The 17,369-nt window shown below is 62.9% G+C and carries 6 protein-coding genes and 2 pseudogenes; 7 read left to right on the forward strand and 1 reads right to left on the reverse strand.

The window, feature by feature from the left end; genetic code table 11:
- The 7 genes and pseudogenes from tssH to DIE08_RS36505 all read left to right on the forward strand — a co-directional run.
- Positions 1–2,673, forward strand: a complete 2,673-nt coding sequence (tssH, locus tag DIE08_RS01825) for a type VI secretion system ATPase TssH (RefSeq protein ID WP_124900838.1) — start codon at positions 1–3, stop codon at positions 2,671–2,673.
- On the forward strand, positions 2,670–4,874 hold the full coding sequence (gene tssI / locus DIE08_RS01830) for a type VI secretion system tip protein TssI/VgrG (RefSeq protein ID WP_124900839.1): 2,205 nt from the start codon (positions 2,670–2,672) through the stop codon (positions 4,872–4,874). The genes tssH and tssI overlap by 4 nt, the downstream gene beginning before the upstream one ends.
- 15 nt (positions 4,875–4,889) lie before the next feature.
- Positions 4,890–6,155, forward strand: a complete 1,266-nt coding sequence (locus DIE08_RS01835; protein ID WP_124900840.1) for a hypothetical protein — start codon at positions 4,890–4,892, stop codon at positions 6,153–6,155.
- A 14-nt stretch (positions 6,156–6,169) separates the two neighbouring features.
- Entirely contained in the window at positions 6,170–10,636 is a 4,467-nt protein-coding gene (locus DIE08_RS01840; RefSeq protein WP_185715823.1) for an RHS repeat-associated core domain-containing protein, read from the forward strand.
- Positions 10,637–10,648: 12 nt separating this feature from the next.
- Positions 10,649–11,038 carry a DUF2750 domain-containing protein gene (locus DIE08_RS01845; protein WP_124900841.1) on the forward strand — a complete coding sequence of 130 codons (390 nt, stop codon included), beginning with the start codon at positions 10,649–10,651 and terminating at the stop codon, positions 11,036–11,038.
- Positions 11,039–11,829: 791 nt separating this feature from the next.
- Positions 11,830–12,743 (forward strand): annotated as a pseudogene (locus DIE08_RS01855) (ISNCY family transposase); the annotation flags it as partial.
- Positions 12,744–12,773: 30 nt separating this feature from the next.
- A pseudogene (locus DIE08_RS36505) lies at positions 12,774–12,893 on the forward strand (LysR family transcriptional regulator); the annotation flags it as partial.
- A 47-nt stretch (positions 12,894–12,940) separates the two neighbouring features.
- On the opposite strand, the gene DIE08_RS01860 reads toward DIE08_RS36505, so the two are convergent.
- The gene (locus tag DIE08_RS01860; RefSeq protein WP_124900843.1) at positions 12,941–17,317 is read right to left on the reverse strand and encodes an autotransporter domain-containing protein; all 4,377 of its coding nucleotides are present in this window, start codon (positions 17,315–17,317) and stop codon (positions 12,941–12,943) included.
- Between the last annotated feature and the right edge of the window lie 52 nt (positions 17,318–17,369).

A 17,369-nucleotide genomic window follows, 5' to 3' on the forward strand; every position in this document is an offset into this window, starting at 1 on the left:
ATGTCCGATATCGGCCGCGTCAACCTGTTCGGAAAGCTCGATCCGCTCCTCTACGAGACGCTCGAGCAGGCGACCGGATTCTGCAGACTGCGCGGCAATCCGTACGTGGAACTCGCGCACTGGTTCAAGCAGCTCCTGCAGCGGCCCGACGGCGACCTGCAGCGCGTGCTGCGCCGGTTCGAGATCGACGAGGCCGCGATCGAGCGCGGCCTCGTCGCGTCGCTCGATCGGCTGCCGCGCGGCGCGGGGTCGGTGTCGGACCTGTCCGTGCACATCGACGACGCGGTCGAGCGCGCGTGGGTCTATGCGACCTTGAAATACGACGCGACGCGGATTCGCGGCGCGGTCCTGCTGCTCGCGATCCTTAAAACGCCGCAGTTGCGCAACGTGCTGTACGCGATCGCACGCGAGTTCGAGCGCATCGTGCCCGATGTGCTCGCCGACGAACTCGCATCGATCGTCGACGGCTCGCCCGAAGCGCAACCGGCTGCGCGTGCCGATTCGGGCTCGGGCACCGGCTCCGGCGACGCCGCGACGCGCGGTATGCCAGCAGCGGAAGGCTCGGCCCTGGCGCGCTTCGCCGTCGACCTGACCGCCCGTGCACGGGCAGGCGAGATCGACCCCGTCGTCGGGCGCGACGCGGAGATCCGCCAGATCGTCGACATCCTGCTGCGGCGCCGGCAGAACAACCCGCTGCTGGTCGGCGAGGCCGGTGTCGGCAAGACCGCCGTCGCGGAAGGTTTCGCGCTGCGCATCGCCGCTGGCGACGTGCCGCCGTCTCTGCGAGACGTCGCGCTGTACCTGCTCGACATCGGGCTGCTTCAGGCTGGCGCGAGCGTGAAGGGCGAATTCGAGAGCCGCCTGCGTGGCGTGATCGACGAAGCGATGTCGTCCGAGCGGCCCGCGATCCTCTTCGTCGACGAAGTCCATACGCTCGTCGGCGCGGGCGGGGCGGCCGGCACCGGCGACGCCGCGAACCTGCTGAAACCGGCACTCGCGCGCGGCCTGCTGCGCACGATCGGCGCGACCACGTGGTCCGAGTACAAGCAGTACATCGAGAAGGATCCCGCGCTGACGCGGCGCTTCCAGCTCGTGCATGTTCTCGAGCCCGAGGAGGCCGCCGCCGTGACGATGCTGCGCGGTCTCGCCGCGAAGCTCGAAGCCCACCATCGCGTGCTGGTGCTCGACGACGCGCTGCAGGCCGCCGTGACGTTGTCGCATCGGTATATCCCGGCTCGGCAGTTGCCGGACAAGGCGATCAGCTTGCTCGACACGGCCTGCGCGCGCGTCGCCGTCAGCCAGCACGCGGTGCCCGCGCCGATCGAGGACGCGCGACGGCGCATCGACGGCCTGCACGTCGAGCGGGAACGGATCGCGCGCGAGTGCGCGCTCGGCAGCGGCGACACCGCACGGCGCGACGCGATCGATGCCGAGCTTGCCACCGTGCAGACGGAGCTCGATCGGCTCGACACGCGCTGGCAAGCCGAGCGCGAAGCATTAACCTCGATCGTCGAATCGCGTGCCGCGCTGCTCGACGACGAGCCGTCGCACGAGCTCACGAGCGACGCACGCGTCGATGTCCTGTCGCGCCTCGCAGCCACGCAGCAGGCGCTCGCCGAGATGCAGGGCGACGCACCGCTCGTGCTGCCCGCCGTCGACACGCATGCGGTCGCCGCCGTCGTCGCCGACTGGACCGGCATTCCGCTTGGCCGGATGGTGCGCGACGAGACGCAAGCCGTGCTCAAGCTCGCCGAGACACTCGGCGAACGTGTGGTCGGGCAGCACCATGCGGTCGAACTGATCGCCGAACGGATTCAGACCGCGCGTGCGAAGCTCGACGACCCGACCAAACCGCACGGCGTGTTCCTGCTGTGCGGGCCGTCCGGCGTCGGCAAGACCGAGACCGCGCTCGCGCTGGCCGACACGCTGTATGGCGGTGAGCGCAACGCGATCACGATCAACATGAGCGAGTTCCAGGAAGCGCACACGGTATCGACGCTGAAGGGCGCGCCGCCCGGCTACGTCGGCTACGGACAGGGCGGGGTGCTCACCGAGGCCGTGCGGCGGCGTCCGTACAGCGTCGTGCTGCTCGACGAGATCGAGAAGGCGCATCGCGACGTGCACGAGATTTTCTTCCAGGTGTTCGACAAGGGCTGGATGGAGGATGGCGAGGGGCGCGACATCGACTTCCGGCATACCGTGATCCTGCTGACCTCGAACGTCGGCGCCGATCGCGTGATGCAGCTGTGCCGCGACCCCGAGCGCCTGCCCGACATGCAGACGCTCGCCGATGCACTGCGCGCGCCGCTGCTCGACGTGTTCCCCGCCGCACTGCTCGGCCGGCTGACCGTCGTGCCGTACTACCCGCTGACCGATGCAACGCTCGCGCGCATCGTCGAGTTGCAGTTGCGGCGCTTCGAGAAGCGGATCGACCTGCATCACGGAATCCAGCTGCGATGCACTGATTCGGCGACCGCGCTGATCGTCGAACGCTGCCGGACGATCGAATCCGGCGGCCGCATGGTCGACGCGATCCTCACGCATACCGTGATGCCGCGCATCGGCCGCTCGATCCTCGAAGCCACGCTCGAAGGGCGCACGCTGACGTCGATCGAGGTGAGCGCCGCCGGCGGCGAATTCGCTTACCGGTTCGACGAGGAGGGAACGACGTGAATCGCGTATTCACACTCGACAGCCCGCACGGCGACGACCTGAAGTTCCACACGCTCGATGGCAGCGACGAACTCGGCCGCCTGTTCGAATTCCGGATCGAGGCTCTGGCTGACAGCCACAGCCTGTCGCTGAAGGACATGCTCGGCAAGCCCGTGACCGTGCGGATCGAGCAGCAGGACCTGTCGACGCGCTATCTGAACGGGATCGTCGCGCGCGCGACGCTGGCCGGCCGGCGCGCCGAACGGCACTACGGCTACGAGCTCGTCGTGCGGCCGTGGCTGTGGCTCGCGACGCGCCGCTCCGACTGCCGGATCTTCCAGAACCGCACCGTGCCCGACATCGTGCAGGAAGTGCTCGCACCTTACGGCTTCCCCATCGAAAACAAGCTGACCGATGCGTACGTGCCGCGTGAGTTCTGCGTGCAATACAACGAGACCGACGCCGCGTTCGTGATGCGATTGATGGAGTTCGAGGGCATCTATTTCTATTTCCGGCACGCGGCCGACAGTCATACGCTCGTGCTGTGCGACGCGATGTCGTCCCACGTCGCGTTGCCCGGCTACGAAACGATCCCGTACATCGCGCAGGATCGCACCGCGATCGCCGACGAGGAACACATCGACGGCTGGCTGCCCGCGCAGGAAGTGAGCGTCGGCAAGCACCAGACCACCGACTACGACTATACGAAGCCGCGTGCCGATCTTTCGTCGCAGAAGGTCGATCCGCGTGGGCATGATCACGACAGTTTTGCGTCTTTCGAATGGCCGGGCGGGTATCGCGACGATGCGCCTGGTGCGCATTACAGCCGCGTGCGGCTCGAGGAGCAGCAGGCCGAGCATGAGCGCGCGAGTGCGGAGACGGACGTGCGTGGGGCGGCGCCCGGGTATCTGTTCACGCTCGCGCATTGCCCGCGTGCCGACCAGAACCGCGAGTACCTGATCGTGCGGTGTCGGTACCGTTTCCAGGAGAACGCGTATGCGAGCGATCAGGGCGCGGAGGCTGTGGTGCATCAGACGATGCTGCTCGTGCAGCCGTCGAGCCTGCCTTATCGGTCGCCGCGTGAAACGCCGCGGCCGCGGACGAACGGGCCGCAGACGGCTACCGTGGTCGGGCCGCCGGGGGAGGAAATCTGGACCGATCAGTATGGGCGGGTGAAGTTGCAGTTTCGGTGGGACCGATACGGGCAGAGCAATCAGGATTCGTCATGCTGGGTGCGAGTGTCGAGTCCTTGGGCTGGGGGTGGCTTCGGTGGCGTGCAGATTCCACGTGTCGGCGATGAGGTTGTCGTCGATTTTCTCAACGGCGATCCGGATGAGCCGATCGTGACGGGGCGGGTCTACAACGGCGAGAAGATGCCGCCGTGGGGGTTGCCGGGCAGCGCGACGCAGAGCGGGCTGCTGTCGCGGTCGTCACCGGGCGGGACGACCGACCATGCGAACGCGTTCCGGTTCGAGGACAAGAAGGGCGCCGAGCAGCTGTGGATGCATGCCGAGCGCAATTTCGACGCCGAGACCGAACTCGATCATTCGCTTTCCGTCGGGAACAACCATACGCATACGGTCGGGAACGACGAGACGATGCAGGTGAAGAACAACCGGCAACGCAGCGTCGGGCAGAACGAGTCGGTGAATATCGGGCAGAACCGGGTGGCGCAGATCGGCGTGGATGAGACGCATGAGGTTGGCGGGAACCGCACGCGAACGGTCGGGAAGAAGGAGACCGTCACGATCGCGTCGGATCGTGAGGCGACGATCGGCGGCAGCCACACGGAATCGGTCACGCATGGCAAGACCGAAACGATCGGCGAAGGCAAGACGCTGAATGTCGGACAGATGTATCAAACGACGTCGCAGGACATGAAGACGCTGGTTGCGTCGTCGCATACCGAGGAAATCGGTGCACGTACATCGACGATTGCCAACGCCCATACGCACACGGTCGGCGGTGAGCACACCGTCAACGTCGGCGCGAACCATACGACGAACGTGCAGCACCAGATGCTCGTCAACGCCGGCGATCAGCTTTCGCTCGTCTGCGGGATGTCCAGCATCGTGATGAAGCGTGACGGCACGATCACGATCCAGGGCGTCAACATCGCGTCGACCGGCACGAACACCCACAGCGTGAACGGCAAGACGGTGACGTCGTCGGCGACCGGCGAACACACGGTCGAAGGCGCGATCCTGAAACTGAATCCATAACGGAGGCTCGCACGAATGCAGAACTGGCAGCCGACCAATCCGATAGAACGCAGGTTCATGGATGCGCATACGGACTGGATGAATTTCGCGAAAGAGCAGGATGCGCGATTGATGATCTGGCAGACCGACGAGACGGATGCGGAGCTCGTGCGGCTCTATTTTCAGGTTCAGGACGAGACGTCGTGTGCGGTCAGGACGATGCGCGCGTCGTTCGTCAATGAAGCGGAGTACGCAAAGGCGCTGACGGACGAGCTTATTGCGTTCTACGACAGCCGGCGTGAAGGATCCGATGCGCAGGGGGTGCGGGCCGATTGGCAAGCGCCGTACGACGATGGCAAGAATCCCTTGCTGTATCTGTTCGCGGTTGCCGACAGCCTGATGCAGCACCATCCGGATATTTTTCCGGCAATGGTATTCGTGCTGGAGCCGGGGAAAGTGCGGGATGACGCGGCATGGGTGCGATGGATCGACGATTTGCTGTCGATCATCTCGGTCGCACCGCGGCTTGCCGAGCGCGTGCGTTTTGTCGTGCCGCGTATCGATATCGCGCCGTTTGCGGCGTTGAAGCAACGGCATCGCGCCGCGGTGCGCGTCGTGCACGGCAAGTATTCGATGGCCAGCGTGCCGCGCGAATTGCTTGCGGAATCGGGCGAGCGCGGGCCGAGCGGCGAGTTTCGACGGCATTTCGTGATGCTGACCGAGATGATCGAAGGCGGTAATCCTGCTCGACTGGAGGAATTGCGTGCAGCGGCGTTGAAGGTCGCGGAGCGTGAGCAGTGGTTCGATCAATGCGTTGTCGTGCATCTGATTGCAGGGGCTGCGTATCTGAAGTGGCGTGATCGGGAGAAGGCGATCGATGCGTATCGGAGTGCCGCCAGCAGCGGCATGCGCGCGGTCGAGGCAGGGCATCCGGCGGGGCACAAGCTCGTTGCGAACGGGTTGTTCGGCGAGGCGAGCGTGCATCTGACGCATAAGGATTATGCGCACTCGGCTTATTGCTACGAGCGTGCGGTGGCCTCGACCACGGCGGCGAAGGATGGGCTGATGACGGTCGAGGCGTGGCGCATGAGCGCCGTGTGCTGGGAGCGGGCGGGGGAGCGCGAGCATGCGCTGGAGGCCGGTTTCAATGCGCTCGATGCGGGATTGATGATCGATGAGCCGATGCGGGCTAACAGTAATCTGCCGATGGTTGTCGAGTGGATGGTGTCACAGCTGGGTGCGATGGACCGGAGACGCAACGCGCTGAGCGCGAAGGTCGCGGCGTTGCGTGGCGGGCGCTGAGCAGGGAGGGCTGAATGGGATTGCTGGCGGTCAAGCATCTGGATCCCGTTGTCGGTATCGACGTTCATTCGGTCCTGGTTGCACCGAGTCCGACGCCCGTGTTTCTGCCGCACCCGCATGTCGGGTTCATGCTCGATCTTCGGGAGTACATCGAGGCGGCGAAGGGCGTGGTCGGAAGCATCGCGATGGCGATTGCACAGGAGAAGGCGGCCGAGTATCTCGAAGACCATCCCGATGTGGCAAAGAAGCTCGACGACGCGGCCGAGTTTGCATCGGGAAAACTGACTGATATCGAGGAAAACTCGATCGTCGCGGAGGGGCTGAAACTCGAGCAGCAAGCCGCAGCGCTCCAGAGCCGCATTGGAAACATGTTCGGCGCAGGTGTCGGAATGGGCGGCGCCGCTGGACGGCCGATCTTCGTGAATGGCTTGATGCGGGCAACTGCCGGGACGCATTCATACCATGTCCCAGGGCTGCATTTTCCGCTCGGCGAGTCGTTTGCCCCGCCGCCGGAGCCGGATCCTATCCCTTCGGACGATGCGGAATCGTACATGGGCAGCCGGACGGTGCTCGCCAATAACGATCCGATGTCGTTCATGGCGCTGCCGGCGTTGAGCTGCTGGTCTATTGGCCTGGAACCGCCTGGCCACAACAGCGCGCATACCGATCGTACCTATCCGTCGATGCCGAGCTCGGTGATGCTGCCGATTCCGGCAGGGCGACCGGTGATGGTCGGCGGGCCGCCGATCATGAATATGGCTGCGGCGGCGAAGGGGTTGTTCAAGGCGTTTCAGGGGTCCAAGTGGGCGCATGCGCTGGCGGATAAGCTGCATTTGAAACCGGGGTTCTTGCGATGCAACGTGCTAAAGGCAGAACCGGTCGACGTTACGACAGGGCAAGTGGTCGTGCAGCAACGCGACTTCACGATATCCGGACGATTGCCGCTCGTATGGGAACGGCATTATGCGAGCAATCCCCCCTATGAAGGAGTGGCCGGTACAGGCTGGCAAACACCGGCCGACATACGACTCGAGTTGATCTGGCACGAAGGCGCCGTGGGCGCAGTCGCGAATTTTCCGGACCATTCAACTGCCTTCGACGTGCTTCCGGCAAGCCACGGCTGGCCAGTGCGTGTGTACGACTGGCAACGTGGATACGCGTTGTACCAATACGAAGATGAGTTGACGCTGCGCACGCGCGAGGGGATCGAATACGATTTCGCGCTGCCGCCGCAATGGCGTCAAACGGTTCGTGCGCTACCAAGCAATGCCCGCCTGACTTTGCAAATCGAACGTATAGCCGATTTAAACGGCAACGCCTGGGTCTTCGAACGAGATGCACTCGGATGCCTTGAGCGTATCTCCGAATGGACACGGGACGGGCCAACAGGCCGCACACTCGAATGCAGCCTGAGAAACATAACGAATGCGGATCCGGATGTGCGTTCGGCGGCTTGTTTGGCCTCGCTGGCTTTGCGCGATGGTACTGGCCGCACACACTTTCTCGTCACTTACGAGCATGACGACTGTCGTGATCTGCGAGCCGCAGTGGACGCGATGACTCAGCCACATCGCTTCGACTACACAGACGCGCATCTGATGGTCGGTCACACCAGCGCCCGGGGCGTGTCGTTTTACTACAGCTATCGCAATTGTGACGACGGTAAGCAACGTGTTGAGCGAGCGTGGGGCGACGATGGATTGTTCGACTATCGCTTCTCGTACGATCCAGCCCGGAGGGAGGCAAGGTTCATCGATTCGCGCGGATACACCACGATCATGCAATTGAACGCGCGAAACATGCCGGTTGCAGAAATTGACCCGTTGAACGGCGTCACGAGCTATCAGTACGACCCGCAGGGGCGGACAAATCGTGAAACTGATCCAGAAGGACATACCACGACGTGGTGCTATGACACATACGGAAATTTCCTGTCCGAGATACACCCCAACGGCGATACCCGACAGACCGAATACGATAAAAATCACCGCCCTATATGCCTGACTACGCCTGGAGGCAAAACGTGGCGCTACGAATGGGACCACTATGGCAACCTGGTCGCGCAGATGACCCCGTCGCGTGCCATTTCTCGCTACACATACGATGCATACGGGCAACTGACTTCATTTACGGATCCCCGCGGAGCGACAACCCGGATCGAATTCGATAGCGACGGAAATCTTGCCTTCTTGACCGATCCTCTGGGTCATCGCATCGGATATACGCACGACGGACGCGGCAATATCGTCCAAGTGATTGACCCTCTGGGGCAGGTTTATCGCTACGAATACGATCGCAACGACAACCTGATCCGTGCGGTGGAGCCGGATGCCAAGGCCAGTTCCTTCAGCTACGACGCGGACGGGAATCTCACGTGTCACCGGGACCCAGCCGGAAATGCCACGTGGTTCCAGTACACAATGCTTGGCCAGATAAGCAAGCGGTTGGCTGCCGATGGAACCGTCGTCGAATATCTGTACGATTCTGAAGAGGATTTGGTGGGCGTTGTCAACGAACGCGGCGAGCATCACACGTTGAAACGTGATCCCTTGGCCCGTATCGTTGAAGAGATCGACTATTGGGGGCAATCGTGGAAGTATCAATATCACCCCAATGGAGCACTCTTTCGCAGCACCGATCCCCGCGGACAGGAAATCGAGTACGTCAGCGATGCCCGCGGGCGAGTTGTAGAGAAGCGCATAGCCGACTCTCGGCAGGCCTCCGGGGTACGATCAGAGACGTTTCGATACGATCAGGACAGCAATCTCGTCCAAGCCCATTCCCCTGATTGTTCAGTCTATCTGGAGTACGACCTGGATGGGCGCGTTCTTTCCGAAAAACAGGGGGATGATTTCTGCATCTCGTTCGCTTACGATCCGGCAGGAAACCGTATCGAGCGTCGTACTTCATGCCGGTCGCGCGCTAGTTCAAACAGCGTGCGTTACACCTACGATGCACTTAACTCCATTTCATCGGTGCAAATCAACGACGCCGCGCCGATCCTGATCGAGCGCGACGGACTCGGGCAAATCGTTCGCGAACAACTGGGAGCACACCAATGTCGGGAGTTGACTTACGGACCGGATGGGCTGCTCACGACACAAAAGCTGCTTACTGACACTGGCCCGCTCTTTGTAAATGAGTATGCCTACGACGCAAACGGAGAACTCGTCGAGAAACGCGATTCCCTGCGCGGTACGGAGCGAATCGAATACGACCCGCTAGGCAGGGTAACCAGCCACATCGATCCTGCCGGCAAGCTTCATCGCTTCATCCACGATAAAGCGGGTGACTTGCTGCGGACCCGCGCCGGAGTCGAAGCGACCCACTTACCGAACCGTATAAAAAATACTACGTTCGCCCGGGAAGGTGAATATGGAGGCCGTAGATATACATTTGACCGTGCAGGTAACCTGGTGCGCAGGCAGGATAGCGTTCAGGATTCGCAATTCTATTGGGATGGCGATGGACTCCTGATCGAAGCTCGCACGGTTCAACAAACGATGGACGAAGTCCTGAGCACTTCCACACAATATACGTACGATGCTTTCCATCGAAGAGTGGGGAAGTTCACCCGGAAGGATGTCCTTGTGCCATCCGGGCAGCGATCAGGCACCGCGACGTCATCAACGATACAAAGTCGATTTATGTGGGATGGCGACGCCCTGGCCGCAGAAATTGAAGACCGTATTGACGATCCCGACATGACTGGCACCGGGGATGTGCGCGAATTAAAAAATCTGGAATGGATCTACTTTCCAGGGACATTTAATCCACTCGCCGTCACATATAATACATCCGAAGAGCTGTATTTTTTTCATCTGGATGCAAACGGCGCACCAACGAGAATGACCGATGTATCAGGGTCAATCGTGTGGAATGCGAGCTATACCATCCTAGGGCAAGCCAACAAAAACAACGGCAACTCAATCTATCAGCCACTGCGTCTTTTTGGTCAGTATCATGATATTGAAAGCGGCCTGCACTACAATCGATATCGTTACTTCGATCCGGAAGTCGGGATATATATATCACAAGACCCGATCGGCCTGGATGGTGGGATCAATCCCTACGAACTTGCTGTCAATCTGTATGGCTGGAATGACCCGCTGGGGCTCAGACGCAGAAGCAGGCGATCGTATGCCGGAAAGCAACCTCGACTCAAAGCGCTTGCAGATGATGACAAGCAACCCAGTTACATACGAGGATGGATACGGCAAGAGACGTATGCCATAGAAACGAAGAGTCGCAACCAACTAGGCAATGAGAAGAAAACCGTTCGCGTGCCATATGGTTTCGACATGGCCCACTGGAGAGGTTACGAATCGGCAAAGGGGTTCGACTACCTGCACACAGATCTGAACACCACCCAGCTGCACCAGCGGCAACACAAGTATGATGATCATGGCAGCAAGAACAAGAAACAAACAACCAAACGCGCGACGAGCAAGTGCAAGAAATGTATTAATAACACCCATTGATCGGAGACCAAAATGTTGACTTTGACTCGTATCCAGATCGAAAAATTGACCAAAGCGGAAGGGCGAAGGAGATATGAATACTCGGTAAAGAAAATTGTCGACTGGGAGGTTGCATGGGGTCTATACGACGATGGATGGATAATGGGAGCGGACGATAATGAAAATCCGATATTTCCACTGTGGCCGGCACGCCAACTCGCCGAATTATGCGCAATTGGAGATTGGAAAAACTGTCTCACAAGGGAGATTGATCTCGACTATCTTATGGACGATCTTCTTCCGAATCTGATTGATGACGAAATAAATTTAGGAATATTCGGAGTACTTGATCGGACAGATACGCCTGTTGTCAAGCCTGCAGATTTTTTAAGAGATTTGACTGCGGAATGCGATCGATATTAATCGGGCACTCAGGTAAACACAACATCGGAGATTCTCACCCGTTGTTTTTCCGGCCGGCGGCGAGCGATAGAGCCCATTTGGAATGTGTGCCGGAAGGCTGGCGGGCGGTGGGTCCGCCGGGAACCCGGGACGTCTGTCTCGAATGGATCAGCGTCAATTGGACCGACATGCGGCCATTGAGCGCGCGGGCCGCGCTGTCGGCCTGACTGTCGACGCGTCGCGCCACCAGGCGCAAGAAACGATAAAGGAACGATGCGGTATTTCGCGGCCCGGTGACAGCGCGCGCGGGAACACGGTGCGTTTCTCCGAGAGAAGCTTCGCGCGCGCATGATGACCTAGGCGCCGTTCCTGGCCACGCGGTTCGATCTGGTTTCGGCGGCGACCGGCGGCTGCATCGCGAGCCGGGCTGCAACAGCCGGATGTCGCGGCGGATGCCTCGCAAACGGTGGCAACCGTCGGGCAGATGCCACTCGATCAACAGGCGGCGGTCGAAGAGGCTCGCCGCATCGCGGCAGGTGGAACGGCCGCTGGTTCGGAATCGGCGGTCGAGCGCTGGCACAGGCTCTCGCAGTCGTAATCGAGGAGGCCGCACGTCGACGATGACGCGCGCGACACGGCGGTGCGGCACGGTGGGTTCATGATCGTCGTGATGATTATTATTTTACATAACGTGAATTATCGATAGTTTCTGTGTAGTAGCTTTCTAGAAATGTCGTGTTCTAGCCATTTAGAAATGTCGCGTTTGGACCTCGGTAAGCTTGCCGGCTCCCTGTCAGATCATGGAGCCGGCGATGCACCGAACAGCACTGGTGACATTGAACATGCGAGAACTCGACCGTCTGAAGGTAATCCAGGCTGTAGTGGATTTGGGCCTGAAGCCTGGCCGCGCGGCCGAACGACTGGGCCTAACGGTCCGGCAGATCGAACGGCTAGTGATTCGGTACCGGGAATCTGGTGCGGCTGGACTGACGTCGCGCAAACGTGGTCGTCCGGGGAACCGGCGATTGGACGAGGAACTGGCTCGGCGAGCGCTGACGATCATTCGCGAGCGCTACGCGGATTTTGGCCCGACGCTGGCCTGCGAGAAGTTGTCCGAGTGCCATGGCATCCAGTTGGCCAGGGAAACGGTACGGCGGCTGATGACGGATGCCGGTTTGTGGGTGCCACGCCGGCAGCGTCCACCTAAGGTCTACCAGCCGCGAGCGCGCCGGGCGTGCCTCGGTGAACTGATCCAGATCGACGGCAGCGATCATCGATGGTTCGAGGAACGGGCGCCGGCCTGCACGCTGCTGGTGTATGTGGATGACGCGACGAGTCGACTGATGATGCTGCACTTCACACAGACGGAATCGACCTTCAGCTACTTCGAAGCAACGCGAGCGTACATCGAACGGCACGGCAAACCCGGGGCGTTCTACAGCGACAAGGCCAGCGTGTTCCGAGTTTCGACACCGGGCAAGACTGGCAATCGCGTGACACCGTTCGGCCGGGCGATGTATGAGCTGAACATCGACACGTTCTGCGCGAACAGATGCGATTGCGCGGGATCAACACGGTGGCCGACGCCAACGCTTACGCGCCCTCCTTCATGGCCGCCTACAACGCGCGCTTCGCGAAGCCGCCGAAGAGCGACTTCAATGCGCACCGGCCACTGAGAGACGACGAGGATCTGGATACGTTGTTGACGTGGCGTGAAACACGTCGGGCGTGGAATGCAAGCTGCCTGACCGATTTGATGCCGGTATCGCTGGTGAACCAGAACCGGCGGAACCTGCCGGTGCGGGTGCAGGTGTTCATGAACTGGAAGGCGCAATTGCTTGCGCTGTACGTGGCGCCTGTATCGAGCGGCCGGTAGCGCGGGCGCGAAGCGCAACCCACACTGCCGGATCCATGCGTACGCGGTTAGAACTTGTGATTGAGCCGCACATACGCCGACTGCGCCGACACATGACTCGTGTCGATCGTCGCATCCAACCCGAGTGCTACCGTGGTCGCCTTGGCGGCCTGGAGGGTAACGCTGGCGCCCGTGGTCAGGAACGAACGCGGCAGATCGGTGCCCGGCGCGGCGAACACGGTCCCGTCCTGGCTCTGCACCTGCACGACGCGGCCCGCGCCCAGCACCTCGTGCGCATAGGCCAGGCGAAGCTGCACGTCGACGGGTCGCACGGCATCGCCGAAGGTCTTATCGAGCGAGACACCCACGTAAGGCTGGAGGCTCCTCGCGCTGTCGGGGCCGACTTGCAGGTTCTGGCCGTTGGCGCCGTTCTCGCCGAAGCCGCTGCCGCGCACGTAGGCATACCGCAGCCCGATGTGCGGCGCAAGCCGGAGGCCGCCAACGTCCATGGGCAGGCTGGCCTGCGTGGCGGCGGTGAACTCGTGGCCGAGATGATCGCCTTCGGCGGTACCCGGGCTGCCGAATGGCCGCTTCTGCGAAAGGAAATCCAGCCCATAGCCGAGCGTGGCCGACAGGTTGACGGCACCCATGGGCTGCGCGCCATACAGGGCGACGCGCAGCGTATCGATGCCACCCGATGCGCCTGTCGTTTCTTCACTCAGCGTGGTGTGCGTATAGCCTCCCGCCGCACCGACCGTGGCACCGCCGAGCCGCCCTTCCGCGCCCGCCAGGAAGCCGTAGGCGTGGGTAAGGAAGCCGGGCGCGCCGCCCGTTCCGCCCACCTTGGTGCTGGAACCGCTGGCAACGGCCCACACGTTGCTGGAACCCGCCTCGTTAATCTGCGGGCCCGTCAGACGGCCGAGCAGCGTCGAACTGGCGCCCTGCGCCTGAAGCAATGCTGTCGTGCCCAGGGCCGTGTAGATAGAGGTCTTGGTTGGTGCGATGACAGTCGGGCTGGCCGGCGTGCCGGGCCCGGTGGCTTCGGCGAGCTGCAAGTCGACCCCGTTGGCACCGTAGTCCAGCGATGACCGCAACGCGCCGAGATTCGCGCCGGCGGTGGTGGTGCCGACGTTCGCGAAGCGGCCCGTCACGCCGTTGGCCGCGCTCAGCACGGTGTAGCGGCGGGCGGTATAGGTGCCGGGATCGAACAGAATGGCCAATGAGCCGCCGAGCGTCGCGGCACCGCCTACGCGTAGTTGCGATGCCTCCGTCGGGCTGACCTCGATCGAGAGGGTGCCGCCCGCTCCCTGGGTATAGTTCCCGCCCACGGACAGCGTTCCGATGGAGCCACCTGGCGCGACCACGCCGTTGCTGCTGACGTCCCCCGATACCGTGCCATGGCCGCGCAACGTGCCAAGCGAGTTCACCTGGACGTTGCCACCCAGCACCGCACCGGCATTAGCCGCGTCGCCCACGGCCAACGTGCCGCCTGCCACCGTCGTCGTCCCGAAGAACGCGCTGCTGGCACCATTCAGCGTCAGCGTGCCCGCGCCTTGTTTGACCAAACCGCCGGTGCCGCTGAGGCTGCCGCTGAATGTTTGCGACGAGTCGTCGGACAGCGTGAGGGCATTGCCGCCCAATACCACCCGGCTGCCTGCTACGCCGGAGAGATGCGCGACCTGCTGACTGCCGCCGGCGGACAGATCAAGCGCGGCAGTTGCGCTGGCGAGCGTGACCGACGTGGAAGATGCAAGCCGGCCGGCACCCGACAAGGCGAGCGTGCCCGCGTTGACCATCGTCGCCCCGGTGTACGTGTTCACGCCCGACAGCGTTTGTGTTCCGCCCGCAACTGTGAGCCCGCCGGTGCCGCCAATGGCACCACTGAAGGTGCCAGCCGCGTTGGCGAGCGTCAGCGTGCGGCCACCCAGCGCAACCGTGCCCGTGCCGGTGAGCGCATTGATCGTGGCACCGGAGGTCGTCCCCGAGATGTCGAACGTGCCGTTGTTGATGACGCCGCTGGACGCGGCAATGCTGCCGGTGCCTGACAGCGCGAGCGTGCCTGCGTTGATCGACGTTGCTCCGGTAAAGCCATCTGCACCCGACAGTGTCTGCGCGCCGCCCGCAACGGTGAGCCCGCCGGTGCCGCCAATGGCACCACTGAAGGTGCCGGCCGCATTGGCGAGCGTCAGCGTGCGGCCACCCAGCGCAACCGTGCCCGTGCCGGTGAGCGCATTGATCGTGGCACCCGAAGTCGTCCCCGAGATGTCGAACGTGCCGTTGTTGATGACGCCGCTGGACGCGGCAATGCTGCCGGTGCCTGACAGCGCGAGCGTGCCTGCGTTGATCGACGTTGCTCCGGTAAAGCCATTTGCACCCGACAGTGTCTGCGCGCCGCCCGCAACGGTGAGCCCGCCGGTGCCGCCAATGGCACCACTGAAGGTGCCGGCCGCGTTGGCGAGCGTCAGCGTGCGGCCGCCCAGCGCAACCGTGCCCGTGCCGGTGAGCGCATTGATCGTGGCACCGGAGGTTGTCCCCGAGATATCGAACGTGCCGTTGTTCACGACACCGCTGGACGCGGCGATGCTGCCGGCACCGGTCAACGCCAGTGTGCCGGCATTGACGGTGGTGGCGCCCGTGTAGGTATTCGCCCCCGACAGCGTCTGCGTACCACCGCCGACGGTCACTGCCCCCGTCCCGTTGATCGCTCCACCAAACGTGCCGGCCGCATTGGCCAGCGTCAGCGTGCGGTCACCCAGCGCAACCGTGCCCGTGCCGGTAAGCGCATTGATCGTCGCCCCGGAGATGGTCCCCGAGATATCGAACGTGCCGTTGTTCACGACCCCGCTGGAAGCGGCGATGCTGCCGGCACCGATCAGCGCGAGCGTGCCGGCGTTGATGGTGGTGCTCCCCGCATAGCCGGCGGCACCGGATATCGCCAGCGTACCTGCCCCGGCCTGCACAAGGCTGCCCGTCCCGCTGATGGTGCCGCCATACGACACCGTGTCGCTGCGGTCGAACGCCAACGTGCCGTTGTTGACGATGTTGCCGGCGACGGAGCCGGTGGTCCCGCCATTGCCGATCTGCAGCGTGCCGGCGCTGATTGTGGTGTCGCCGGTATAGGTGTTGTCACCCGTCAGCGTGATCGTTCGGTTGCCGCTCACGGCCACGTTGCCCGCGCCGGACACGGCGCCCGACATCACAAAGGTGTTGAGGCTGGAATCGAACGTGACCTGCGACGCGGTATCGCCAAGCGTGATGTTGTTGCCAAGCGAAAGGCCGGCGCTCCCGGCGACGACCGAGGCAGCTGCGCCTGCCGCTACGTCCAGGTTGCCGATGATGTTGGAGCCCGTGACAAACTGCAGCGTGTTGTGCGTGCCGTTAAAGCGAATGGCCGCCGCGCGCGTGACGCCATCGCTTAACAGGCCACCGCTGATCGTTCCCCCGTTGACGATGAAGTCGTTGTTTGCGATGACGCCCACGCCCGCCGCGCCGCCGTTGCCTGCACCGCCCGTTATGGTGCCGAAGTTGTCCAGCACGTTAAAGCCGCCGGCCAGATTGACACCTGCACCGCTGTCTCCGGCGGTGGTGCCGCCACCCCCACCGGCACCGCCCGTCCCGCCCGTGATCGTGCCTTGGTTAGTGACCAGGATCGACTGCCCCAAGGTGAGTAGCCCGTCGCCGCCGCCACCGCCGCCGCCAGGATTGCCGCCGCCACCGCCGGTGCCGCCATTGCCGCCGACCAGCAAGCCTTGGTTGTTCACTTCTGCGGAAGGCACGACCATGATCAATCCTGCGCCGCCGCCGCCGCCGCCGCCGCCATTCGACGCAGGCCCCGATGTGCCGGCCCCGCCATTCCCGCCCGCACCGCCTTGCAGGGTCACCCCGGGGGTGATGAAGATACTGGCGCCGGTGGAATACACGGCAGCGCCGCCGCCGCCGCCACCTGCGGCAAAGTTGAAGCCGTCGAACCCCTGTCCGGCCCCCCCGGAAACATCGGCACCAACGACCGTATTCCCGGCGGTCGTTGCGCCCACCGCGCCAGCCGGGCCAACTTGCCCACTATCGTTCACCGCGCCGGTACCGCCCGTGCCACCCGAAGTAGCCCCGCCGGGCACTTGTATCGTCGCGTTACCGGGACCAAGCGCGGATGAACCGCCGCCACCGCCATTGCCACTGCCACCGTTGCCGCTGCGGTTCGGAAGGCCGTTGCCGCCGGCAGCACTGCAATTCGCGATGGTGCTGGTAGAACACGTGGTGGCCCAGCCGGGTAAGGCCGCGCCAGCCAGACCAAGCGACACGCCGATGGAAACAATGGAAGTGCAGCGGCGCGCGGGCGTGGCACCATCGCTGGCGCGGCCCCCGCCGTGCGCCGCCTTTGTGCGTTCAGATACCACTTGCGGAGCACGCAAGGTGCGGCTCCAGACCAGCCGATAGACCCGGTTCATGTTGATCCCCTCGTTGCATGGACCCATGGCGCTGGTCACGGAGACCCTGGAC

Origin of the sequence: Burkholderia sp. Bp9004 (assembly GCF_003858025.1) — a bacterium.
GTDB lineage: Bacteria > Pseudomonadota > Gammaproteobacteria > Burkholderiales > Burkholderiaceae > Burkholderia > Burkholderia diffusa.